Genomic DNA, 21,294 nt, shown 5'->3' with positions numbered 1-21,294 from the left:
CTGTCTTGCAGGGAGAACCATACCCGACCCGCGGAGGGGGTCTCGCAGGGGGTCCCCCCGCGGGGTCACCGACCCGTCGGGTCGGCGCCGCCGTTGGACAGCAGGGCGGCCAGTTCGCTGTCCACCTCGAGCACCGAGGACTCCTCGCCGAACGGCACGACGCTCGCGGTCAGCTGGAGGAAGCCGGCGACCGTGCCGCGGGACACCTCGAACAGCGCCTCGCCCGAGGGGGCGCGCAGGTGGAGGAAGAGGACGTCGCCCGACGTCCGGGACGGCCACAGCCGCACGTCGCCCTCGCCCGCGGGCCGGTCGAGGCCGGTCTGCAGCAGGTCGCGGCCCACGAGCCAGGAGATGCCGTCCTCCTCCGCGCCGTCGCCGAAGGTGATCCGCACGGCGAACGGGTCGCTGATCTCGTAGCTGAACAACGCCGGGACCTCGGTCCACGACTGCGGACCGACAAGGTGGAGCGTCGTCGGGCACGTGTACCCAGGCGTGGCGCGGTTGATCATGTCTGGAACAACGACCTTCCCTGACGGACGTGACGCCCGGACGATCTCCGCGCGTGTCGCTCCTCTGTGTGCCCCCTCCGGGCACGCCTGAACCGCGTCGCCCGCCTGTCGCGAAGACCGCGTGTGACGATGGAGCTCGTGAGCAGTCCGGGACGGCGTGTCGGGGACGGCCCGGCAGGCGCCGACCTCCTCGTGCGCATGCGCGCGGGCGACCGGAGTGCCGTGGACGAGCTCTACGACAGGTACAGCCGGCCGGCCTTCGCGCTCGCGCGGCGCATCCTCGCCGACGACGTCCTGGCCGAGGAGGTGGTGCAGGACGTGTTCCTCACCGTCTGGCGCGACCCGGCGGCCTTCGACACCGCGCGGGGCTCCTTCCCCTCCTGGCTGTTGGCGATGGTCCACCACAAGGCCGTCGACGCCGTCCGCCGGGAGGAGTCGCACCGCCGCCGACAGACCCGGGCCGAGGACGACCTGGCGCTGTCGACGCCGACGTCGTCCCGGGACGTCGAGGACGAGGCGTGGAGCCGGGTGGTGTCCGAGCAGGTGCGGGACGCGCTGGGCGCTCTGCCGGCCCCTCAGCGGGAGGCGCTGACCCTGGCCTACTACGGCGGTTACACACAGCGGGAGGTCGCCGCGTTGACGAGCACGCCGCTGGGCACGGTCAAGACCCGGATGCTCGCCGGCATGCGCCGGCTCCGCGAGGAGCTCGGCGGCGAGGGCGTCACCCCGGGCGGCGCCCTCGGCGAGTCCGCGCCGGCCGACGGGACGAGCCGGTGACCGGCCCCCGGGACCCCCGCCGCGGGGAGCACGAGACCCTCGACGAGCTCGCCGTCGGCTGGGCGCTGCACGCCCTCGAGCCGGAGGACGAGGAGCGCTTCGCGGCCCACCTGCCGACCTGCCCGCGGTGCCGGCAGACGGTGCGCGAGACCGCCGACGTCATGGGCGCCCTGGCCGGCGACCTGCCCCCGGTCGACCCCCCGGAGCGGCTGCGCGAGCGGCTGCACGCCGCGGTGGAGGACACCGAGCAGCTGCCCCGCCCGGCGCGGGGGGACGAGCGGACGCGGCTGGCCCCGTCCGCGGTTCCCGACCGCCCGGCTCCCGTGTACCGGTTCGAGCCCCCGGCGAGTGGTGCGCACCGGGCGTCGTTCCCCGTCGACGCGGGGGACCCGCGGTCCAGCTGGCGTCGGGTGATGCCCAACGCCTTCGTGGCGGCCGCGGTCGCGGCGATCCTCGCGCTCGGCACCTGGAACGTGGTGCTCAGCTCGGCCCGCGAGGAGGCCCAGGCCGCCGTCGCCGAGCAGGCCGAGCTGGTCGACGCCCTGCTGACCCCGGGCCAGGCCACGATCGCGCCGCTGACCGCCGACGGCGCGACGGTCGCCACGGTCGTGGCGCGCGAGGGGCAGGTGCAGGTGGTCACCCAGGGACTGAGGCCCAACGACGTCCAGGACCAGACGTACGTGGTGTGGGGGACCGGTGCCGGCGGGGCCGCGCCGCTGGGCACCTTCGACGTCACGTCCCCGCAACCGGCTCTGCGGACCGTAGTCTCAGGGCCGTCCGGGCTGGACGCCTACACCGGCTACGCGGTGAGCCTCGAGCCCGGGCGCTCGGCTCCGCCGGAGCCCAGCGACATCGTGGCTTCGGGGGAGGTGCCCAGCTGAGCGGTCCGGAGACGGTGGCCCCCTCCGGCGCCGGACAGCCGGGAACCCCGGCGTCCGGTGCGCGGCGGGCCCACGCGGCCGGGGAGGCCCACCGCAGCCTGCGGGAGCGCGTCGCGGCCACGCACTGGCGGCGGCGTCTGGCGGCTCGCCGTCCCCTCGACCACGGCTACCGCCTGGTCGTGGGCGCGGTCGGCAGCGTCGTCGTGGCGTTCGGCCTGGTCACCATCCCGCTGCCCGGGCCGGGCTGGCTCACCGTCATCGCCGGGCTCTTCCTGCTCGCCACCGAGTTCATGTGGGCCGAGCGGCTGCTGGACTTCACCCGCCGGCACGTCCGGGCGTGGACCGAGTGGCTGGGGCGGCAACGGGCGTGGGTGCGGGTCGCCGTCGCGCTGGCGACCGCGGCCTTCGTCTACGGCGTCCTGGTCGTCGTGCTGCACGTCATGGGCGTTCCGGCCTGGATGCCGGGGTGGGTGCCACTCTGGCGCTGAGCGTCTGGCAGAATGGCTGCCGCAGGGGCGATTGGCTCAGTGGTAGAGCGCTTCGTTCACACCGAAGAGGTCACTGGTTCGAACCCAGTATCGCCCACCGGCAGGAGAGGCCCGGGTCCGTCGGACCCGGGCCTCTCTCGTCCCGGGGGGGTCAGGCGGTCCCCACGGCCGGGCCGTAGGTCAGGTGGGCCACCCCGTTGCTCAGGCGCTCCACGTCGAGCAGTGACATCCTCTGCGCGCTGCCCTCGGGGAAGAGCCGGGTGCCGCTGCCGACGGCCAGCGGGTAGACGTACAGGTGCAGCTCGTCGATCAGGCCGTCGGCCAGCAGGGCCCGCACGAGCGTCGCGCTGCCGCTGGCGTAGAGGTCCCCCTGCTCCTTGAGCTCGCGGATCCGGCCGGCGTCGTAGCCGCCGATCGCGGTGGAGTTGCGCCACACCGACTCCGCGTCGGTGAGGGTCGAGGAGACGACGTACTTGGGGGTGTCGTTGAAGAACGGCGCACCCTCGTCGTCCTCGGCGGTCCGCGTCGACCAGGCCGGCGCGAACATCTCGAAGGTGGTGCGGCCCAGCAGGATGCCCTCCGCCGGGGCGGTGATCGCCCCGATCGAGGCGGCCAGGTCGTCGGGGAACCCGTAGTCCACGGTCCACATCGGTGCGTCGACGACCCCGTCGACGGTGGTGAACTCGTGCACCCTGATCGCGCCCATGTCTGCTCCTCCGTGTGTCCTGCGGCCCGGCTGTGGCGGTCGCCGCGGGGGCCGGTGGTCCGCGTCGTCGAGGAGACCCTGGCCGACCCGGTTCCTCATCGGTGGGCAGCGCGCCGTCTCGGCACGATCCGACGGTGCCCGACGACGAGCAAGTGCCCGACGGCCCGGCCGGGCCCGGACCCGTACCCCCTGCGCGCCGTGGTCGAGCTCGACCTGGCGCTCGGCACCGACGTGACCGTCGACGCGGCGCACGCGGTGGTCTCCGAGATGGCCGACCGGGCCTGCGGGCGCGGGTGGCAGCGCTGCTACGGCGAGGCTCTGACCGCCGAGGGCGTCGACGGAACGGCACGCGGGCGCACCGAGGGGGACCATGGGTGCGGTGTCCCGCCGCCGGCCGCCCGCCCCGCCCGTGCCGGTCCGACCGCGCCAGCCGGGGCGCGCCGAACGGCTGACCGAGGTCCTCGAGCGGGACGGCGACACCTGCATCTGGTGCGGCCGGGTCCTCGGCGGGCTCGTCCCGCCGACCACCGAGCACGTCGTCCCCCGGCTCAAGGGCGGCCCGTCGTGGCTGGCCAACGAGGTCGCCGCGTGCCGCCGCTGCAACGCCGAGCGCGGCCACCGGGCGCCGGTCGACTGGCTGGAGGAGTGCGAGCGCCGCGGCTGGCAGCCCGACGCCGACCGGCTGGCCCGGGCGCTGGACGCGCTGCAGGCGGCCATCGACCGCGAGGGCGGCCAGCGCCGGGCGCGGCCCTACCTCGACGCGCAGCGGCGCCGCCTGCGCCGGCGACCGCCCTCCCTGGGGGGAGGACGTACGGTCGCCTCGTGACCGGTGCTGGCAGCGTGGTGCAGGTGAGCGTCTACCCGGTGAAGAGCCTCGGCGGGCGGACCGTCCGGGAGGCCGAGGTGGGGCCGGCGGGCCTGGTCGGCGACCGCGCGTGGTCCGTCGTCGACGCCACGACGGGGGAGCGGGTGACGGTCAAGAGCACCCCGCAGATGGCCGAGGTCGTCGCCACCGGGGACGACGAGGCCGACACGATCACGCTGACCGAGGTGCTGGGCCGGCCGGTGCGCCTGCAGCGGTCCGGGCAGCCGCAGGTGGACGCCGCCGCGGTGCACCTGGTCAGCCGCGGGGCGATCGCGCGCGCCGACGCCGGCGACGTCCCGGAGGGCTGCTCGACCGACGACCCGCGTGCCAACCTGCTCCTCGACCTGCCCGAGGGCGAGGACGAGCGGTCGTGGGTCGGGCGCACCGTGCGCATCGGCGAGGTCGAGGTCGCCATCACCCGCACCCCCAGGCACTGCCTGGGCGTGTACGCCGAGGTCCGGCGGCCGGGGAGGGTGCGGGTCGGCGACCGCGTCGAGGTGCTGCCCGGCTGAGCCCGGCGGGCGTCGCCCGGGGGGACGGGCACCGCGCACTAGGCTCGGGAGTGCCCGTCCGACGACCCCCGCAGGAGCTCCCGTGCCAGCCGCGCCCACCCTCGCCGCCACCGCCCCGATCCGGGTGCCGGCCGGGACGACGGCCCAGGACGCGCTGAGGGCGGCCGGGATCCCGCTCAAGGGCCCCGACGGCGCGGTCGTCGTCCGGGACCTGGCGACCGGTGACCTCAGGGACCTCGCCTGGACCCCCGAGGCCGACGCCGAGGTCGAGCCGGTGCCCGCCGCCAGCCCCGAAGGGCGGGCGGTGATCCGGCACTCGACCGCGCACGTGCTGGCCCAGGCCGTGCAGGACCTGTTCCCGGGCACCCGGCTGGGCATCGGCCCGCCGGTGGAGAACGGCTTCTACTACGACTTCGCCCCCGAGCGGCCCTTCACGCCCGAAGACCTCAAGGCCCTCGAGAAGCGGATGCAGGAGATCGTCAAGGCCGGCCAGTACTTCTCCCGCCGCGAGATCAGCGACGCCGACGCGCAGGCCGAGCTCGCGCACGAGCCGTTCAAGCTGGAGCTGATCGGCCTCAAGGGCGGTGTCTCCGACCCCGCCGGCGAGGCCGCGGAGGGTGCCGACGACGGTGCATCGGTGGAGGTCGGCGGCGCGCAGCTGACCATGTACGACAACCGGGACGCCCGCACCGGCGACCTGGTGTGGACCGACCTGTGCCGCGGTCCGCACCTGCCGCGCACCTCCAACATCCCGGCCTTCTCCCTCACCCGGTCGGCGGCCGCCTACTGGCGGGGCAGCGAGAAGAACCCGCAGCTGCAGCGGGTCTACGGCACCGCGTGGGAGAGCAGGGAGGCGCACAAGGCCTACCTGGAGCAGCTCGCCGAGGCCGAGCGCCGCGACCACCGGCGCCTGGGCGTGGAGCTGGACCTGTTCAGCTTCCCCGACGAGATCGGCTCCGGCCTGGCCGTCTTCCACCCCAAGGGCGGCGTGGTCAAGCGGGAGATGGAGGACTACGTCCGCCGGCGGCACATCGAGGAGGGCTTCGACTACGTCGGCACCCCGCACATCACCAAGCGCGGGCTGTTCGAGACCTCCGGGCACCTGCCGTACTACGCCGACACCATGTTCCCGCCGATGGAGCTGGAGAACAGCGAGTACTACCTCAAGGCCATGAACTGCCCGATGCACAACCTGATCTTCAGGTCGCGCGGGCGGTCCTACCGCGAGCTGCCGCTGCGCTTCTTCGAGTTCGGCTCGGTCTACCGCTACGAGAAGTCCGGCGTCGTCCACGGCCTGACCCGGGTGCGCGGGCTGACCCAGGACGACTCGCACAGCTACGTGACCCCGGAGCAGGCGCCCGGCGAGATCCGGCACCTGCTGACCTTCGTGCTGGGCCTGCTGAGCGACTTCGGGCTGACCGACTACCACCTGGAGCTGTCCACCCGCGGGGACTCCGAGAAGTTCATCGGGTCGGACGAGGAGTGGGCGGTGGCCACCGCGGTGCTCGAGGAGGCGGCGCGCGAGACCGGCCTGGAGCTGGTGCCCGACCCCGGCGGCGCGGCGTTCTACGGCCCGAAGATCTCCGTGCAGGCGCGCGACGCCATCGGCCGGACCTGGCAGATGTCGACCATCCAGTACGACTTCAACCAGCCGGCCCGCTTCGGCCTGGAGTACACGACCGCCGACGGCTCCCGGCAGCAGCCGGTGATGATCCACTCGGCGAAGTTCGGCTCGATCGAGCGCTTCTTCGGCGTCCTCACCGAGCACTACGCCGGCGCCTTCCCCGCGTGGCTCGCGCCGGTGCAGGTGACCGGCATCCCGGTCACCGACGAGCAGGTGCCCTACCTGCGCGACGTCGCGCTGCAGCTGCGCGCCCGCGGCATCCGGGTGGAGATCGACGACTCCGACGACCGGATGCAGAAGAAGATCCGCACCGCCAGCAAGCAGAAGGTGCCCTTCGTGCTCATCGCCGGGGCGACCGACGCCGAGGCCGGCGCGGTCTCCTTCCGCTTCCGCGACGGCAGCCAGCACAACGGCGTCCCCGTCGAGAAGGCGGTCGCCGCGATCGCCGAGTGGGTCGACGGCCGGGCCAACACCGACCCCACCGCCGAGGCGCTGGTGGCCGGATGAGCACCGACTCGCAGGAGACCTCCCCGGTCGCCGTCCCCAGCGACGACGACGGTCCGACGGCGGTCTTCGAACACCTGTGGACGCCGTACCGGATGGCCTACATCCGCGGGGAGGGCAAGCCCACGGGCGCCCACGACTGCCCGTTCTGCCTCATCCCGCAGATGGACGACGAGGAGGGGCTGGTCGTCGCGCGCGGCGAGACCGTCTTCGCCGTCCTCAACCTGTACCCGTACAACGCCGGCCACCTGATGCTGGTGCCGTACCGGCACGTGCCCGACTACACCGACCTCACGCCCACCGAGGTCGCCGAGCTGGGCGAGTTCACCCAGACGGCCATGCGGGTGGTGCGCGCGGTGACCGGGGCGCACGGGTTCAACATCGGGATGAACCAGGGCTCGGTCGCCGGCGCCGGGATCGCCGACCACCTGCACCAGCACGCCGTGCCGCGCTGGGGCGGGGACACCAACTTCATGCCGGTCATCGGCCTGACCCGCGTGCTGCCGCAGGTGCTGCGCGAGACCCGGGCACTGCTCGCACGGCACTGGCCGGACGGCCGGCCCACCCCGGGGACCTGAGGTGCTCGGCGTCAACGCCCGCGCGGCGGTGGGCCGCTTCTGGGCACCGGTCGTGGCGCGGCTGGCCCGGGCCGGGGTCACCCCGGACACGGTCACGCTCGTCGGCACGCTCGGGGCGATCGCCGGCGCGGCCGGGCTGATCGCGACCGGGCACCTGTTCTGGGGCGCGTTCACCGTCACCGTCTTCGTCCTGCTCGACATGCTCGACGGCGCACTCGCGCGGGCCCGTGGCGGCGGCTCGGTGTTCGGCGCGGTGCTGGACTCCACCGGCGACCGCGCGGCCGACGCCGCGATCTTCGGCGCGCTGGTCTGGTGGTTCTCCGGGGCCGGCGACAACCGGCTCATCGTGCTGCTGGCGCTGCTGTGCCTGGTGCTCGGCGTGCTCACCTCCTACGTCAAGGCCCGCGCCGAGGGCATGGGGCTCCGCTGCGACGTCGGCGTCGTGGAGCGCACCGAGCGGCTGATCCTCGTGCTGGTCGGCACCGGCTTCCTGGGCCTGGGCATCCCGTACGCGCTGCACGTGGCCCTGTGGGTGCTGACCGTGGGCAGCGCCGTGACCGTGGGGCAGCGGTTCGCCGAGGTCCACCGCCAGGCCCGCGGCCGGGCGCTGCCGACCCCGCCGCCGTCCCCCTCGACCCCGCCGCCCTCGGGCCTGGTGCCGTGACCGACGCGCCCGGGACGGACGCCGCGACGGCCGGGTCGGCGGGGACGGGACCGAGGGGGACGGCGGCCGGGCTGCGGCTGGTCCCCGGCCGGCCGGGGCTGCGCGCCCGGGTCGCGGCGCAGCTGACCGACCTCGGCTACGCCGCCGGCTGGGGCGCGGTCCGGGCCCTGCCCGAGCCGGTGGCCCGCGGCGCCTTCGACGCCGCCGGCCGCTGGACCGCCGCGCGAGAGGGTCGCGGGGTGCGCCAGCTGCGCGCCAACCTGCGCGTCGCGACCGGCGGCCGGCTCGACGAGGACGCGCTGGACGAGCTGACCGCGCGGGGGGTGCGCTCCTACGCCCGCTACTGGCAGGAGGCGTTCCGGCTGCCGCGGCTGTCCCGGGAGCGGATCGTGGCCGACACCGTGAGCTCCGGCGTCGAGCACATGGAGCGGGCCCGGGCCGACGGCCGCGGCGTGGTGTTCGCGCTGCCGCACAGCGGCAACTGGGACGCCGCCGGCGTGTGGCTGGTGGACTTCCTGGGCGGGCCCTTCATGACGGTGGCCGAGCGGCTGCGGCCGGAGTCGCTCTACCGGCGGTTCCTGGAGTTCCGCGAGACGCTGGGCATGCGGGTGGTGCCGCTCACCGGGGGGCCGCGGCCGAGCTCGGCGGTGCTGCGCGAGTGGCTGGACGGTGGCGGCTGGGTCTGCCTGCTGGTCGACCGCGACCTGGGCGCCGGCGGCGTGCCGGTGGAGTTCTTCGGCCGCCGGGCGACCATGCCCGGGGGGCCGGCGCTGCTGGCGGCCCAGACCGGCGCCGCGCTGCACCCCGCGATCTGCCGGTTCACCCTCCGCGGCTGGGCCTTCGACGTCCGGCCCGAGGTGCCGGTCGGCGGGCCCGGACGGCTCCGCGACCGGGTGCCCGCCGCGATGCAGGGCGTGGCCGACGCGTTCACCGCCGGCCTCGCCGAGCGCCCCGAGGACTGGCACGTGCTCGGCCGGATCTGGGACGACGTCCCGCCCGACCCGCCTCGGACGGAGCGCGCCTGATGCGCATCGGGCTGGTCTGCCCCTACCAGTGGGACGTCCCCGGCGGGGTGCAGTACCACGTGCGCGACCTCGCCGAGACGCTGCGCGGGATGGGACACCACGTCGAGGTGCTCGCCCCGGCCGAGCGCGAGGAGTCGCTGCCCGACGAGTACGCGACGTGGGCCGGGCGCGCCGTGCCCGTCCCGTACAACGGCTCGATGGCCAGCGTCCAGTTCGGCCCGGTCAGCGCCACCCGGGTGCGCCGCTGGCTGCGCGAGGGGCACTTCGACGTCGTCCACGTGCACGACCCCGCGTCGCCGTCGCTGGGCCTGTCGGTGTGCATGATGGCCGAGGGGCCGATCGTGGCCACCTTCCACGCCGCCACGACCCGGTCCAAGACCCTGGCCGCCCTCGGTCCGCTCGTCCGGCCCTGGCTGGAGAAGATCGCCGGGCGCATCGCGGTGTCGGACTTCGCCCGCCGGGTGCAGGTCGAGCACCTCGGCGGTGACGCGGTGATCATCCCCAACGGCGTGCACGTCGCGGCGTTCGCGGAGGGTCCCTCGCTGCCCGGCCACACCCGCGGCGTCGACGGGCCGACCATCGGCTTCCTCGGCCGCTACGACGAGCCGCGCAAGGGCCTGCCGGTGCTGCTGGAGGCGATGCGCACCGTCGTCCGCCGGCACCCCGGCGCGCAGCTGCTCATCGCCGGCCGCGGCGACCCCGACGCCGTCCGAGACACACTCGGCGAGGACCTCGCACCGCACGTCTCGCTGCTCGGCGAGCTCACCGAGGCGGAGAAGGGGGCGTTCCTGCGGTCGGTCGACGTGTACTGCGCGCCGAACCTGCTGGGGGAGTCCTTCGGCATCGTGCTCATCGAGGCCCTCGCCGCCGGGGCGCCGGTCGTCGCCAGCGACCTCGACGCCTTCGCCGCGGTGCTCGAGGACGGCGCCGCCGGTGTCCTGGTCCGCCGCGGCGACGCCCGCGACCTCGCCCGCGCCCTCTCCGACCTGCTGGCCGACCCCGGGCGCCGCGCGCGGCTGTCCGGGACCGGCCGCCGGGTGGCCGCCGGGTACGACTGGTCGGTGGTGGCCCGCCGGGTGCTCGCCGTCTACGAGACCGTCGTGCTGCCCGGCAGCGGCGCGGTCACCGCGACCGACGACGACCGGCTGGCCGACCTCGCCACCCTCTCGGGCAACGCACCGGCTCGGTCGGCCCTGCGTCGGTGGGTGCAGCGCTAGCCTGACCCGTCGTGACCCCCGACGTCTGGCTGCTGCTCGCCGCCGTCGTCGTCCTGCTGCTGGCCGCCTGGGTGGCGTGGACGCTCACCCGGCTGCGCCGGCTGGAGGCCCGGGTCGATCGGGCCTGGACGGCCCTGGACACCCAGCTGACGCGGCGCGCCGCCCTGGCCGCCGAGCTCGCCCGCGACCACGCGGGCGCGGTGGGGGAGGAGCGGGCCGCCCGGCTGGCGGCCTGCGTCCGCGAGGTCCGCGCGCCCCGGGCCGGCGACCGCGAGCTGGCGGAGAACGCCCTGGGCCGCGAGCTGCGCGAGCTGCCCGCCGACCTCCCCGGCGTGCCGACCGCGCTGCGGGCGGACCTCGACGGGACGGCGACCCGGCTCGGGCTGGCCCGGCGCTTCTACAACGACGCCGTCCGCGACACCGCCGCGCTGCGCACCCGCCGGCTGCCCAGCCTGCTGCGGCTGCACGCCTCCCGGCCGCTGCCGCGGTTCTTCGACATCGAGGACGACCTGCGCGAGGTCACCGGCAGCGCCGCCGGGGGCGGCCGCGCGCGCCCGTAGCATCGGGGGCCCCTCCCGACGTCCGAGACCGAGGCAGTCCCGTGGCAGAGCACAGCTCGACCGTCCCCGGCACGACCGGCACCGAGGCCGTCAAGCGCGGCATGGCCGAGCAGCTGAAGGGCGGCGTCATCATGGACGTCGTCACCCCCGAGCAGGCCCGGATCGCCGAGGACGCCGGCGCGGTCGCCGTCATGGCCCTCGAGCGGGTACCCGCCGACATCCGTGCCCAGGGCGGCATCGCGCGGATGAGCGACCCGGACATGGTCCAGAGCATCATCGGCGCGGTCTCCATCCCGGTCATGGCCAAGGCCCGCATCGGCCACTTCGTCGAGGCGCAGGTGCTGCAGAGCCTCGGGGTCGACTACATCGACGAGTCCGAGGTGCTCACCCCGGCCGACGAGGCGCACCACATCGCCAAGGGCGAGTTCACCGTGCCGTTCGTCTGCGGCGCCACCGACCTGGGTGAGGCGCTGCGGCGGGTCGCCGAGGGCGCGGCGATGATCCGCTCCAAGGGCGAGGCCGGCACCGGCAACGTGGTCGAGGCCGTGCGGCACGTGCGGGCCATCCGTGCGGGCATCCGGCGGCTGGGCGCCCTCGACGCGACCGAGCTGTTCGTCGCCGCCAAGGAGCTGCGCGCCCCGTACGACCTGGTCGCCGAGGTCGCCCGGCTGGGCAAGCTGCCGGTCGTGCTGTTCACCGCGGGTGGCATCGCCACCCCGGCCGACGCAGCGATGATGATGCAGCTGGGCGCCGAGGGCGTCTTCGTCGGCTCGGGCATCTTCAAGTCCGGCGACCCGGCGCAGCGGGCCGCGGCCATCGTGCAGGCGACCACCTTCCACGACGACCCCGACGTGATCGCCAAGGTCTCCCGCGGGCTCGGCGAGCCGATGGTGGGGATCGACGTCGCCACGCTGCCGGAGAGCGAGCGGTACGCCACCCGCGGCTGGTGAGCACGTGACCGAGCTCGCGAGGTCACGCAGGGGCGCAGCACGGCCCGGCATGTGACCGACGAGCGCCAGGGAGGAGGTCGCATGACGGCGCAGCGGGACGACGTCGAGGGCGCCCGCGCCCCCGCCGTCCCGGCGTGGGAGACCGCGTCGGGACGGCGGATCGGCGGCGTCGACGTCGCCCGCGGGCTCGCCGTCCTCGGCATGTTCGGCGCCCACCTGGGCGCCACGGGCGAGCTGGGCTGGGACCCGGGCACCTGGCGTGCGGTGGTCGACGGCCGGTCGTCGATCCTGTTCGCCACGCTGGCCGGCGTCTCCGTGGCGCTGCTCTCCGGCGGCCGGACGCCGGCCACCGGGCAGGAGCTCGCCCGGGCCCGCACGCGCGTCCTGGTCCGCGCCGCCTGGGTGTTCGCGATCGGCGGCGTCCTGGAGCTGCTCGACACCTTCGTGGCGATCATCCTGGGCGTCTACGCGGTGCTCTTCGTCCTCGCGCTGCCCTTCCTGCGCTGGCCGCCCGCGCGCCTGCTGCTCGCCGCCGGGGTCGTCGCCCTGGTCGCGCCGCCGCTCACCCTCGAGGTCGGGCAGTACGCCACCGAGCTGGACGGGGAGGGCGACGCCTTCACGTTCCTGCTGTTCACCGGCTACTACCCGGCGGCGGTCTGGCTGGCCTTCGTGCTGGTCGGGCTCGCGGTCGGCCGGTCGGACCTGGGGGCGGCCCGGGTGCGCGCGGGCCTGGTCGCCGGCGGGACCGGCGCCGCGGTGCTGGGCTACCTCGGCGGCTGGATGAGCACCCGGCAGCTCGCACCGGGGCAGGACCTGGACGGGATCGAGGCCGGGTTCGGCGCCTCCGGCTCGTGGGACCCGGCCTGGTTCGCCGGCGCCCAGCCGCACACGTCGACGCCGTTCGAGGTGGTCGGCTCCGGCGGGGTCGCGGTCGCCGTCATCGGGGTGTGCCTGGTGGTCGCCGACCTGCTGCCGCGGGTCACGTACCCGATGGCCTCGGTGGGTGCGCTGGCGCTGTCGGTCTACACCGCGCAGATCGTGGCCATCCGGCTGCTGGCGGCCGACTCCTCCGACGACTGGGGCCTGTGGGCGCGGTTCACCCTCACCGCCCTGGCGCTGGCGTCGGTGTGGCGGTGGCGCCTGGGCCGCGGCCCGTTGGAGCGGCTGCTGACCTGGAGCTCTCGGCGGGCGGCCGGGCCCTGAGCCGGGGTACGTAGCCTGGTGCCTCGTGTCGAGGAAGCCCGTCGTCGGTGTGCTGGCCCTGCAGGGAGACGTCCGGGAGCACCTCGCGACGCTGCCGGAGCTGGGTGCCGAGGCGGTGGCCGTCCGCCGTCCCGAGGAGCTGGCCGCGGTCGACGCGCTCGTCGTCCCCGGCGGGGAGTCGACGACGATGGCCACGCTGGCCGCGCGGTCCGGCCTGCTCGAACCGCTGCGCGCAGCGGTGGCCGGCGGGCTGCCGGTCTACGGTTCCTGCGCCGGGATGATCATGCTGGCCGACCGGCTGGTGGACGCCCCGCCCGACCAGGTCACCGTCGGCGGGCTGGACGTCACGGTGCGGCGCAACGCCTTCGGCCGGCAGGTCGACTCCTTCGAGTCGCAGGTGGAGGTCGAGGGCGTGCCCGGCGGACCGGTGCACGCGGTCTTCATCCGGGCGCCGTGGGTCGAGGAGGCGGGGGAGGGCGTGCAGGTCCTCGGCCGGATCGTCGGGGGAGCCGCCGACGGTAGGATCGTCGCGGTCCGCCAGGGGAACCTGGTGGCCACCAGCTTCCACCCCGAACTCACCGGGGACCGCCGGGTGCACGCGCTGTTCGTCGACATCGTCCGCCGCCACCTGGCCGAGAGGGCCGGCGTCGGCGCCGGGAACGAGGAGGACTCATGAGCGGCCACTCCAAGTGGGCGACGACGAAGCACAAGAAGGCCGGCATCGACGCCAAGCGTGGCAAGCTCTTCGCCAAGCTGATCAAGAACATCGAGGTCGCGGCGCGCACCGGCGGCGGTGACCCGGCGGGCAACCCGACGCTGTTCGACGCCATCCAGAAGGCGAAGAAGAGCTCGGTGCCGAACGACAACATCGACCGCGCGGTGAAGCGCGGTGCCGGTCTCGAGGCCGGTGGCGTCGACTACCAGACGATCACCTACGAGGGCTACGCCGCCGGCGGTGTCGCCGTCCTCGTCGAGTGCCTGACCGACAACAAGAACCGGTCGGCCATGGAGGTCCGCACGGCGATGACCCGCAACGGCGGGTCGATGGCCGACCCCGGCTCGGTCTCCTACCTGTTCTCCCGCAAGGGCGTCGTGGTGGTGCCGAGGTCGGACGCCGTCGACGAGGACACCGTGCTCATGGCCGTGCTGGACGCCGGGGCCGAGGAGGTGCGCGACCAGGGCGACACCTTCGAGGTCGTGTGCGAGCCGACCGACCTGGTGGCGGTGCGCACCGCCCTGCAGGACGCCGGCATCGACTACGACTCCGCCGACGTCGGCTTCGTGCCCAGCGTCTCGGTCGAGCTCGACGAGGAGGCCGCGGGCAAGGTCTTCCGGCTCATCGACGCGCTGGAGGACTGCGACGACGTGCAGAACGTCTTCGCCAACTACGACGTCTCCGACGAGGTGCTCGAGAGGATCTAGGCGCCCCTGCCCCCCCACCATGGGAGGACCCCGTCCTCCGCACCCTCCGCGAGGTCAGGGTGGTGCCTGGACGGGGCCGGCGGTGGGGCCCTGCCGGGGGCCGACCGGGCGTGTCGGGGGCCGTCCCCGTCGGTGGGACGGGTTAGCGTGGGTCGAACACCAGTTCGGCTGACGTCAGGAGGCGGCTCCATGCGGGTGCTCGGCATCGACCCGGGCCTCACCCGGTGCGGGTGGGGGGTGGTCGACGGGCGTCCCGGCGCGCGGCCGACGGCCGTCGGCGTGGGGGTCGTGCGCACCGCCGCGGAGCTCGACCTGGAACTGCGGCTGCTGGAGCTGCACACCGCCGTCACCGCGCTGCTGCGGGAGCACCGGCCCGACGTCGTGGCGATCGAGCGGGTCTTCACCCAGAACAACAAGGGCACCGCCACGGGGACGGCGCAGGCCGCGGGCGTGGCCGCGCTGGCCGCCGCGCAGGCCGACCGGCCGGTCGCCTGGCACACGCCCAGCGAGGTCAAGGCCGCCATCTCCGGCAGCGGCCGCGCGGACAAGGAGCAGGTCACGCTGATGGTCACCCGGGTGCTGGGGCTGGCGTCCCCGCCCAAGCCGGCCGACGCCGCCGACGCGCTGGCCCTGGCCGTCTGCCACGCCTGGCGCGGCCCGGCGCAGCAGCGGCTGGAGGTCGCCGCCCTGGCCGGCGGGATCGGCGCGCCGGTGGTGCAGCGGACGCTGCCGCGCTGGCAGGGGGTGTCCCGGTGATCACACCGCTGCCCGGCGTGCCCCACCGTGGCCGCGTGCCGATGCCGACGGGAGCGCGACGGTGATCGCGAGTGTGAACGGCCGGGTGGCCGCCGTGTCGCCGGACGGTGCGGTGGTCGAGGTGGGCGGCATCGGCCTGGCGGTGCAGTGCACCCCGGGCACCATCGCCCGGCTGCAGGTGGGCGAGAGCGCCCGGCTGGCGACCAGCCTGGTGGTCCGGGAGGACTCGCTCACCCTCTACGGCTTCGCTGACGACGACGAGCGCCAGCTGTTCGAGCTGCTGCAGACGGCCAACGGCGTGGGCCCGCGGCTGGCCCAGGCCGTGCTCGCCATCCACCCGCCGCGCGAGGTGCGCCGGGCGGTGTCGATGGCCGACGTCAAGGCGCTCATGCAGGTGCCGGGCATCGGCAAGAAGGGCGCCGAGCGGCTGATCCTCGAGCTGCGCGACCGGCTGGGGACGACCTCGGTCGACACCCAGCTGGACGGCGCGGCCGCGCCCGCGGGCCTGCCCGCCGTCACCCCGGTCGCCCCGTGGCGTGACCAGCTGACCGCGGCCCTGGTCGGGCTGGGCTGGAGCAGCAAGGAGGCCGACGCGGCGATCGTCCAGCTCGCCCCGCTGGCCGACGAGCAGGTCACCGCGACCGGCTCGGTGGAGGTCGCCGTCCTGCTGCGCCAGGCGCTGCGGCTGCTGGGCCGGACATGAGCGGCCCGTTCGACCGCGGGCTGTCCGCGGAACCGGCGGAGGGCCTGGCCCGCGACTTCTCGGTGTCGGGGGGAGCCGGCGACGAGGAGCGGGTCGTCGAGTCGGCGCTGCGCCCGCACTCGCTGGCCGACTTTATCGGCCAGCCCAAGGTGGCCCGCCAGCTGGAGCTGGTCCTCGAGGGCGCCAAGCGGCGCGGCCGTCCGCCGGACCACGTGCTGCTCTCCGGCCCGCCCGGGCTGGGCAAGACCAGCCTGGCGCTGATCATCGGTTCCGAGCTGGGGACGTCGGTGAAGATCACCAGCGGCCCGGCCATCGAGCGCTCCGGCGACCTGGCCGCGATGCTGTCCAACCTCGCGCCGGGCGACGTGCTCTTCATCGACGAGATCCACCGGATCGCCCGTCCGGCCGAGGAGCTCCTCTACATGGCGATGGAGGACTTCCGGGTCGACGTCGTCGTCGGCAAGGGGCCGGGGGCGACCGCCATCCCGCTGGAGATCAACCCGTTCACGCTGGTCGGTGCGACCACGCGCGCCGGCCTGCTCACCGGGCCGCTGCGCGACCGCTTCGGCTTCGTCGGCCAGATGGAGTTCTACGAGCCGGCCGAGCTCGAGCGGGTGCTGGCCCGCAGCGCCGCGCTGCTGGGTGTCGAGCTCACCGCGGACGGCTCGGCCGAGATCGCCGGCCGGTCCCGGGGCACGCCCCGCATCGCCAACCGGCTGCTGCGCCGGGTGCGCGACTACGCCGAGGTGCGCGCCGACGGCCGGGTCACCCGCGCGGTCGCCGAGGCGGCGCTGGCCCTCTACGACGTCGACCACCTGGGCCTGGACCGGCTCGACCGTGCGGTCCTGGAGGCGCTGGTCATGCGCTTCGGCGGCGGGCCTGTGGGCGTCGCCACGCTGGCGGTGGCCGTGGGTGAGGAGCCGCACACCGTGGAGGAGGTCTGCGAGCCGTTCCTGGTCCGCGCCGGGCTGCTCGCCCGCACGCCCCGCGGCCGGGTGGCCACCGAGGCGGCCTGGCAGCACCTCGGCCAGCCCGTGCCGCGCGGCGGCGTCCCCCTCGGTCGGGTCACAGCCGACCCACAGGCCCCGGGGTCGTCGTCAGAGACCCTCTTCGACGCCTAGACTGCGGAGCGCTGGCGCGCAACTCGTCCGGCGCCGCCGCGCGCGTCCCGCACGGTCGCCCGGATGCCCCGCGCCGCAGCCGACGCACCCGAGCGGTCCCGTCCCGGGCCGCACCCACCGCGGCCGGTACGCCGCGGTAGAGAGGCACATCTGTCGTGGAGTTGTTCCCGCTCGTCATCCTCGTGCTGGCCTTCGTGCTGCTCATCGTCGTCCCGGCGCGGCAGCGCAAGAAGGTCCAGGAGCAGCAGCGGGTGCTGCAGGAGTCGCTGACCCCGGGCACGCCGGTCATGACGACGGCCGGCCTGCACGGCACCGTCGCAGCCCTCGGTGAGGGCACCGTCGACCTGGAGATCGCCCCCGGCGTGGTCGTCACCTTCGCCCGGCAGGCGGTCCTCGAGGTGCGCAAGCCCGCCGTGGCCGGTCCGGCTGCCGACGGCACGGTGTTCCCCGGGGACGACGCGGACGGCGGCCCGGCCGACCGCACCCGCTGACCCGGAGCCGCCCCGTGGCCCAACGCACCCTGCCCGCGCGCCGGTACTTCGGCGCCTTCCTGCTCGTCGTCGCCGTCCTCTACGGCCTCGTCTTCCTCACGGGCGACACCCGCACGCCGCAGCTCGGCCTCGACCTGCGGGGCGGGACGACGGTGACCCTCGCCGCGGCCACGCCCGACGGTCGGGCCCCGGACCCCACGGAGCTCGAGCTGGCCCGCCAGATCATCGAGCAGCGGGTGAACGGCCTCGGCGTCGCGGAGGCCGAGGTGGTGACCGAGGGCGACTCGAACATCGTCATCTCCGTCCCGGGGGACGACGGCGAGCAGGCGCGCGAGCTGGGCCAGACCGCGCAGTTGCGCTTCCGCCCGGTCATCCAGGGCCCGGAGCCGGCCGCCCCGCCCGCCGAGGAGACCCCGGCCGCCGGAGAGTCCGCGGCACCCAGCGACTCTGCGACACCCAGCGACCCCGCCGCACCCACCGACCCCGCCGCGCCCACCGACTCCGCCGCGCCCACGGACCCGGCCGCGCCCGCCGACTCCGCCGCACCGAGCGAGCCGGCCACCCCGACCACCCCCGCCGCGCCCTCCGACGACGCCGTCGCCGACCCCTCGCTGCCCGAGCCCGGCGCCCCGCCGGTGACGCAGGAGCAGGCCGCCGCCGAGTACGCCACGCTGACCTGCGACCCTGAGGACACCACCCCCGAGGTGGACCTGCCGGAGAGCTTCGTCGCCGCGTGCACCGAGGACGGGTCGGCCAAGTACCTGCTCGGCCCGGCGATCATCGAGGGCACCCAGGTCTCCGACGCCAGCGCCGGCACCCAGCAGGCCACCGGCGAGTGGGTCGTGCTGCTGGACTTCGACCGCGACGCCGAGGCCACGTGGGCGGCCTACACCGCGGCCAACGTCGGCTCCAACGTCGCCTTCACCCTCGACGGCCGGGTGATCTCCGCCCCGACCATCCAGGGGGCGATCACCAGCAACCCGACCACGATCACCGGGTCGTTCGACCAGGAGAGCGCCGAGGAGCTGGCCAACCAGCTGCGCTACGGCGCGCTGCCGCTGACCTTCACCCAGGCGACCGCCCAGTCGATCTCCACCGAGCTGGGCGCCGAGCAGCTGGAGGCCGGCCTGATCGCGGGCGCCATCGGCATCGCCCTGGTCTTCGTCTACGCGCTGCTCTACTACCGGCTGCTCGGCCTGGTGATGATCGCCAGCCTCGTGCTGTCGGCGGTGGTCGTCTACGCCGTCCTGGTGGTCCTGGGCCGGCAGATCGGCTTCACGCTCAGCCTGGCCGGCATCGCCGGGTTCATCGTGTCGCTGGGCATCACCGCGGACTCGTTCGTCGTCTACTTCGAACGGCTCAAGGACGAGATCCGCGAGGGCCGCACGCTGCGCTCGGCGGTCCCGCGGGCCTGGGTCCGCGCCCGGCGCACGATCCTCTCGGCCGACGCGGTCAGCTTCCTCGCCGCGGCGATCCTCTACGTGCTGGCGATCGGCGACGTGAAGGGCTTCGCGTTCACCCTGGGCATGTCGACGGTGCTCGACCTGGTCGTCGTCTTCCTCTTCACCCACCCGCTGATGGCGGTGCTGGCCCGCTACCGCGCGTTCGGGAGCAGCCGGTTCTCCGGCCTGGGCGGCAGCCTCGACCGCCCGCGCGCGGCTCCGGGACGTCGTCCCGCCGCCGAGCGCGAGCTCGTCGCCGTCGGCACCGGCCGCACCGCGCAGGACAGGAGCGACGCATGACCGGCCGCGACCCCCGACCGGACGCCGACGAGCTGCCGGTGGGCACCGACGCCGACGAGGCGGCGGCCGCCGGCAGCGCGACCGCCGACGCCGCCGCGGCCGCGGACGAGACCGCGCTGGACGAGGCCGGCCTGCCCCGCGAGGGCGGGACCGGCCGGCGTCCGCGGCGCCGCGACTCCCTGTCGCACCGGCTCTACAACGGCGAGGCCGGTCTGGACGTCGTGGGCCGCAGCCGGCTGATCTACCGGATCACCGCGGTGGTGGTGCTGCTGTGCATCGCCGCCATGGTCGTCCGGGGCTTCAACTTCGGCATCGACTTCGCCGGCGGCAACAGCTTCCGGCTGCCGGGCTCCACCGAGCAGCTCGCCGAGGTGCAGGACGCCGCCGAGGACGCCGGTGCCGAGGTGGCCTCCGCGCAGGTGGTCGGCGGCAACACGCTGCTGCTGCGCACCGGCGCGCTGGACAACGACACCGAGCGCGCGGTCGTGGACGCCGTCGCCGCGGCGGCCGGCGTGCAGCCGAACCAGGTCAGCCCCGAGGCGGTCAGCGCCGAGTGGGGGCAGGACATCACCAACCAGGCGCTCGTCGCGCTGGCCGTGTTCCTGGTGGCCGTCATCGCCTTCCTGGCGCTGCGGTTCCAGCCGAAGATGGCGGTCGGCGCGATCGCGGCCCTGCTGCACGACATCGTGGTCACCGCCGGCGTCTACGCGCTGATCGGCTTCGAGGTCACCCCCTCGACGGTGATCGGCTTCCTCACCATCCTGGGCTTCTCGCTCTACGACACCGTCGTGGTCTTCGACAAGGTCGACGAGAACGTGCGCGACCTGGACAGGTCGGCGCGGATGACCTGGGGCGAGGCGGCCAACCTGGCGGTCAACCAGACCCTGATGCGCTCGATCAACACCTCGGTGATCGCGCTGCTCCCGGTGGCCGGCCTGCTGTTCGTGGGCGCCGGGCTGCTCGGCGTCGGGACGCTCAAGGACCTCGCGCTGGTGCTGTTCGTCGGCCTGGCCGCGGGCGCCTACTCGTCGATCTTCCTGGCCACGCCGATCGTCGCCGACCTCAAGGAGCGCGAGCCGGAGGTGCAGGCGCTGCGCCGCCGGGTGCTGGCCCGTCGCGCCTCCCAGGCCCGTCAGGGCGGCGGCCGTCCGACCGCGGCCGGCCCGGTGGCCAGCGCCCGCCGCGCGGGCGGCACGGCCCGCCGGGCGGCCGGGGTCGCCCTCGCCGAGCGCGAGGACGACCTGGGACCGGTCCAGGCCGACGTGGTGGTCGAGTCGCCGGAGTCGGTGCGCCCGGACACGGGGCGGACGGGGCAGCCCGCCCGCAGCGGGGCGACCGCCGCGCCGCGACCCGGTGCCCGTCCCCAGCAGCCCGGCCGCCGCTCCGGCGGGCGGAAGCGCCGGTGAGCGCCGGCGCCCCGGCGGACAGCACCCCGCTGGATGAGCTGATCGCCTCGCACGCCGTCGATATCGCGGACTTCCCCCAGCCGGGGGTCGTCTTCCGCGACCTGACGCCGGTCTTCGCCGACGGGCCGGCCTTCCGCCGGATGGTCGAGGGGTTGGCCGCGCCGTCCCTCGTGGACCCGCGTGCCGCCGCCCTGGCCACGCCGGGCACCGGCGACCCCGGCTACGACGTCGTCGTCGGCGTCGAGGCGCGCGGCTTCCTGCTCGCCGCCGCGGTGGCGCTGGAGGCCGGCGTCGGCGTCGTGCCGGTCCGCAAGGCCGGCAAGCTTCCGCGCGAGCGGCTCTCGGCGGACTACACCCTGGAGTACGGCACCGCGACCCTCGAGGTGCACACGGACTCGATCACGCCGGGGCAGCGGGTCCTCCTGGTCGACGACGTCCTGGCCACCGGCGGCACCCTGGGCGCCAGCGTCCAGCTGATCGAGGCGCTCGGCGGGGTCGTCGTGGCGGTCTCGGTGGTCATCGAGCTGGCCGAGCTGGGCGGCCGGCAGCGGCTGGCCCCGCACGCCGTGCACGCGCTCTGGACGACCTGA

The 21,294-nt window shown here is 75.2% G+C and carries 24 protein-coding genes and 1 tRNA gene; 23 read left to right on the top strand and 2 right to left on the bottom strand.

Annotated features, from left to right (window positions below; genetic code table 11):
- Nucleotides 1-65 precede the first annotated feature (65 nt).
- On the bottom strand, nucleotides 66-425 hold the full coding sequence (locus tag ACWIX7_RS00910; protein ID WP_448619750.1) for an SsgA family sporulation/cell division regulator: 360 nt from the start codon (nucleotides 423-425) through the stop codon (nucleotides 66-68).
- Between the two features lie 213 nt (nucleotides 426-638).
- Here ACWIX7_RS00910 and ACWIX7_RS00905 point away from each other — a divergent pair, with 213 nt between their 5' ends.
- The 4 genes from ACWIX7_RS00905 (at nucleotide 639) to ACWIX7_RS00890 (ending at nucleotide 2,752) form a co-directional block, all read left to right on the top strand.
- Nucleotides 639-1,286, top strand: a complete 648-nt coding sequence (locus ACWIX7_RS00905; RefSeq protein WP_448619749.1) for a sigma-70 family RNA polymerase sigma factor — start codon at nucleotides 639-641, stop codon at nucleotides 1,284-1,286.
- Nucleotides 1,283-2,167, top strand: coding sequence for an anti-sigma factor (locus tag ACWIX7_RS00900; protein WP_448619748.1), 885 nt, complete (start codon nucleotides 1,283-1,285; stop codon nucleotides 2,165-2,167). The genes ACWIX7_RS00905 and ACWIX7_RS00900 overlap by 4 nt, the downstream gene beginning before the upstream one ends.
- Nucleotides 2,168-2,181: 14 nt before the next feature.
- Complete coding sequence (locus tag ACWIX7_RS00895; RefSeq protein WP_448619747.1) at nucleotides 2,182-2,655, top strand: TIGR02611 family protein; 474 nt, start codon at nucleotides 2,182-2,184, stop codon at nucleotides 2,653-2,655.
- A gap of 25 nt (nucleotides 2,656-2,680) precedes the next feature.
- Nucleotides 2,681-2,752 (top strand) — tRNA-Val (locus ACWIX7_RS00890).
- A 54-nt stretch (nucleotides 2,753-2,806) separates the two neighbouring features.
- Here the strand turns inward: ACWIX7_RS00890 and ACWIX7_RS00885 are convergent.
- Nucleotides 2,807-3,361, bottom strand: coding sequence for a dihydrofolate reductase family protein (locus tag ACWIX7_RS00885; protein ID WP_448619746.1), 555 nt, complete (start codon nucleotides 3,359-3,361; stop codon nucleotides 2,807-2,809).
- Between the two features lie 370 nt (nucleotides 3,362-3,731).
- Here ACWIX7_RS00885 and ACWIX7_RS00880 point away from each other — a divergent pair, with 370 nt between their 5' ends.
- The 19 genes from ACWIX7_RS00880 to ACWIX7_RS00790 all read left to right on the top strand — a co-directional run bounded on the left by ACWIX7_RS00880 (nucleotide 3,732) and on the right by ACWIX7_RS00790 (nucleotide 21,294).
- The gene (locus ACWIX7_RS00880) at nucleotides 3,732-4,187 is read left to right on the top strand and encodes an HNH endonuclease (RefSeq protein WP_448619745.1); all 456 of its coding nucleotides are present in this window, start codon (nucleotides 3,732-3,734) and stop codon (nucleotides 4,185-4,187) included.
- Nucleotides 4,184-4,738: an MOSC N-terminal beta barrel domain-containing protein gene (locus ACWIX7_RS00875; RefSeq protein WP_448619744.1), complete on the top strand. Its 555-nt coding sequence runs from the start codon at nucleotides 4,184-4,186 to the stop codon at nucleotides 4,736-4,738. The genes ACWIX7_RS00880 and ACWIX7_RS00875 overlap by 4 nt, the downstream gene beginning before the upstream one ends.
- Nucleotides 4,739-4,820: 82 nt before the next feature.
- A complete protein-coding gene (gene thrS / locus ACWIX7_RS00870) occupies nucleotides 4,821-6,869 on the top strand; it encodes a threonine--tRNA ligase (RefSeq protein ID WP_448619743.1) in 2,049 nt (682 codons plus the stop codon).
- Nucleotides 6,866-7,444 carry an HIT family protein gene (locus tag ACWIX7_RS00865; RefSeq protein ID WP_448619742.1) on the top strand — a complete coding sequence of 193 codons (579 nt, stop codon included), beginning with the start codon at nucleotides 6,866-6,868 and terminating at the stop codon, nucleotides 7,442-7,444. Before thrS ends, ACWIX7_RS00865 begins: the two co-directional genes overlap by 4 nt.
- A 1-nt stretch (nucleotide 7,445) precedes the next feature.
- Entirely contained in the window at nucleotides 7,446-8,108 is a 663-nt protein-coding gene (gene pgsA, locus ACWIX7_RS00860) for a phosphatidylinositol phosphate synthase (RefSeq protein ID WP_448619741.1), read from the top strand.
- A complete protein-coding gene (locus ACWIX7_RS00855) occupies nucleotides 8,105-9,133 on the top strand; it encodes a phosphatidylinositol mannoside acyltransferase (protein WP_448619740.1) in 1,029 nt (342 codons plus the stop codon). Before pgsA ends, ACWIX7_RS00855 begins: the two co-directional genes overlap by 4 nt.
- Nucleotides 9,133-10,350 (top strand): glycosyltransferase family 4 protein, encoded by a 1,218-nt coding sequence (locus ACWIX7_RS00850; protein ID WP_448619739.1) that lies wholly within the window; start codon nucleotides 9,133-9,135, stop codon nucleotides 10,348-10,350. The genes ACWIX7_RS00855 and ACWIX7_RS00850 overlap by 1 nt, the downstream gene beginning before the upstream one ends.
- An 11-nt stretch (nucleotides 10,351-10,361) precedes the next feature.
- Nucleotides 10,362-10,910 carry a hypothetical protein gene (locus tag ACWIX7_RS00845; protein ID WP_448619738.1) on the top strand — a complete coding sequence of 183 codons (549 nt, stop codon included), beginning with the start codon at nucleotides 10,362-10,364 and terminating at the stop codon, nucleotides 10,908-10,910.
- A 41-nt stretch (nucleotides 10,911-10,951) separates the two neighbouring features.
- Nucleotides 10,952-11,860 carry a pyridoxal 5'-phosphate synthase lyase subunit PdxS gene (gene pdxS / locus ACWIX7_RS00840; protein WP_448619737.1) on the top strand — a complete coding sequence of 303 codons (909 nt, stop codon included), beginning with the start codon at nucleotides 10,952-10,954 and terminating at the stop codon, nucleotides 11,858-11,860.
- A gap of 81 nt (nucleotides 11,861-11,941) precedes the next feature.
- Nucleotides 11,942-13,063, top strand: coding sequence for a heparan-alpha-glucosaminide N-acetyltransferase domain-containing protein (locus ACWIX7_RS00835; RefSeq protein ID WP_448619736.1), 1,122 nt, complete (start codon nucleotides 11,942-11,944; stop codon nucleotides 13,061-13,063).
- 25 nt (nucleotides 13,064-13,088) lie between these two features.
- Entirely contained in the window at nucleotides 13,089-13,739 is a 651-nt protein-coding gene (gene pdxT / locus ACWIX7_RS00830; RefSeq protein ID WP_448619735.1) for a pyridoxal 5'-phosphate synthase glutaminase subunit PdxT, read from the top strand.
- The gene (locus tag ACWIX7_RS00825) at nucleotides 13,736-14,485 is read left to right on the top strand and encodes a YebC/PmpR family DNA-binding transcriptional regulator (RefSeq protein ID WP_448619734.1); all 750 of its coding nucleotides are present in this window, start codon (nucleotides 13,736-13,738) and stop codon (nucleotides 14,483-14,485) included. The genes pdxT and ACWIX7_RS00825 overlap by 4 nt, the downstream gene beginning before the upstream one ends.
- Nucleotides 14,486-14,674: 189 nt before the next feature.
- Nucleotides 14,675-15,241 carry a crossover junction endodeoxyribonuclease RuvC gene (gene ruvC / locus ACWIX7_RS00820; protein WP_448619733.1) on the top strand — a complete coding sequence of 189 codons (567 nt, stop codon included), beginning with the start codon at nucleotides 14,675-14,677 and terminating at the stop codon, nucleotides 15,239-15,241.
- A 61-nt stretch (nucleotides 15,242-15,302) separates the two neighbouring features.
- A complete protein-coding gene (gene ruvA / locus ACWIX7_RS00815; protein ID WP_448619732.1) occupies nucleotides 15,303-15,944 on the top strand; it encodes a Holliday junction branch migration protein RuvA in 642 nt (213 codons plus the stop codon).
- Nucleotides 15,941-17,065, top strand: coding sequence for a Holliday junction branch migration DNA helicase RuvB (gene ruvB / locus ACWIX7_RS00810; protein WP_448619731.1), 1,125 nt, complete (start codon nucleotides 15,941-15,943; stop codon nucleotides 17,063-17,065). Before ruvA ends, ruvB begins: the two co-directional genes overlap by 4 nt.
- Before the next feature lie 155 nt (nucleotides 17,066-17,220).
- Nucleotides 17,221-17,556 (top strand): preprotein translocase subunit YajC, encoded by a 336-nt coding sequence (gene yajC, locus ACWIX7_RS00805; protein ID WP_448619730.1) that lies wholly within the window; start codon nucleotides 17,221-17,223, stop codon nucleotides 17,554-17,556.
- A gap of 14 nt (nucleotides 17,557-17,570) precedes the next feature.
- Nucleotides 17,571-19,298, top strand: coding sequence for a protein translocase subunit SecD (gene secD / locus ACWIX7_RS00800; RefSeq protein WP_448619729.1), 1,728 nt, complete (start codon nucleotides 17,571-17,573; stop codon nucleotides 19,296-19,298).
- Entirely contained in the window at nucleotides 19,295-20,704 is a 1,410-nt protein-coding gene (gene secF, locus ACWIX7_RS00795; protein ID WP_448619728.1) for a protein translocase subunit SecF, read from the top strand. Before secD ends, secF begins: the two co-directional genes overlap by 4 nt.
- Nucleotides 20,701-21,294 (top strand): adenine phosphoribosyltransferase, encoded by a 594-nt coding sequence (locus tag ACWIX7_RS00790; RefSeq protein WP_448619727.1) that lies wholly within the window; start codon nucleotides 20,701-20,703, stop codon nucleotides 21,292-21,294. Before secF ends, ACWIX7_RS00790 begins: the two co-directional genes overlap by 4 nt.

The sequence above is a fragment of the Geodermatophilus sp. URMC 65 genome (assembly GCF_053502545.1).
Note: the sequence above shows the minus strand (reverse complement) of the source record. Positions and strands in the feature narration are given on the sequence as shown.

What these genes read in the sequence shown, in the direction of transcription:
- ACWIX7_RS00880 (WP_448619745.1), top strand. Translation starts at nt 3,732, where the DNA reads ATGGGTGCGGTGTCCCGCCGCCGGCCGCCCGCCCCGCCCGTGCCGGTC.
- ACWIX7_RS00835 (WP_448619736.1), top strand. Translation starts at nt 11,942, where the DNA reads ATGACGGCGCAGCGGGACGACGTCGAGGGCGCCCGCGCCCCCGCCGTC.
- ACWIX7_RS00865 (WP_448619742.1), top strand. Translation starts at nt 6,866, where the DNA reads ATGAGCACCGACTCGCAGGAGACCTCCCCGGTCGCCGTCCCCAGCGAC.
- ruvC (WP_448619733.1), top strand. Translation starts at nt 14,675, where the DNA reads ATGCGGGTGCTCGGCATCGACCCGGGCCTCACCCGGTGCGGGTGGGGG.
- ACWIX7_RS00850 (WP_448619739.1), top strand. Translation starts at nt 9,133, where the DNA reads ATGCGCATCGGGCTGGTCTGCCCCTACCAGTGGGACGTCCCCGGCGGG.
- ruvB (WP_448619731.1), top strand. Translation starts at nt 15,941, where the DNA reads ATGAGCGGCCCGTTCGACCGCGGGCTGTCCGCGGAACCGGCGGAGGGC.
- ACWIX7_RS00905 (WP_448619749.1), top strand. Translation starts at nt 639, where the DNA reads ATGGAGCTCGTGAGCAGTCCGGGACGGCGTGTCGGGGACGGCCCGGCA.
- secF (WP_448619728.1), top strand. Translation starts at nt 19,295, where the DNA reads ATGACCGGCCGCGACCCCCGACCGGACGCCGACGAGCTGCCGGTGGGC.
- ACWIX7_RS00885 (WP_448619746.1), bottom strand. Translation starts at nt 3,361, where the DNA reads ATGGGCGCGATCAGGGTGCACGAGTTCACCACCGTCGACGGGGTCGTC.
- ACWIX7_RS00825 (WP_448619734.1), top strand. Translation starts at nt 13,736, where the DNA reads ATGAGCGGCCACTCCAAGTGGGCGACGACGAAGCACAAGAAGGCCGGC.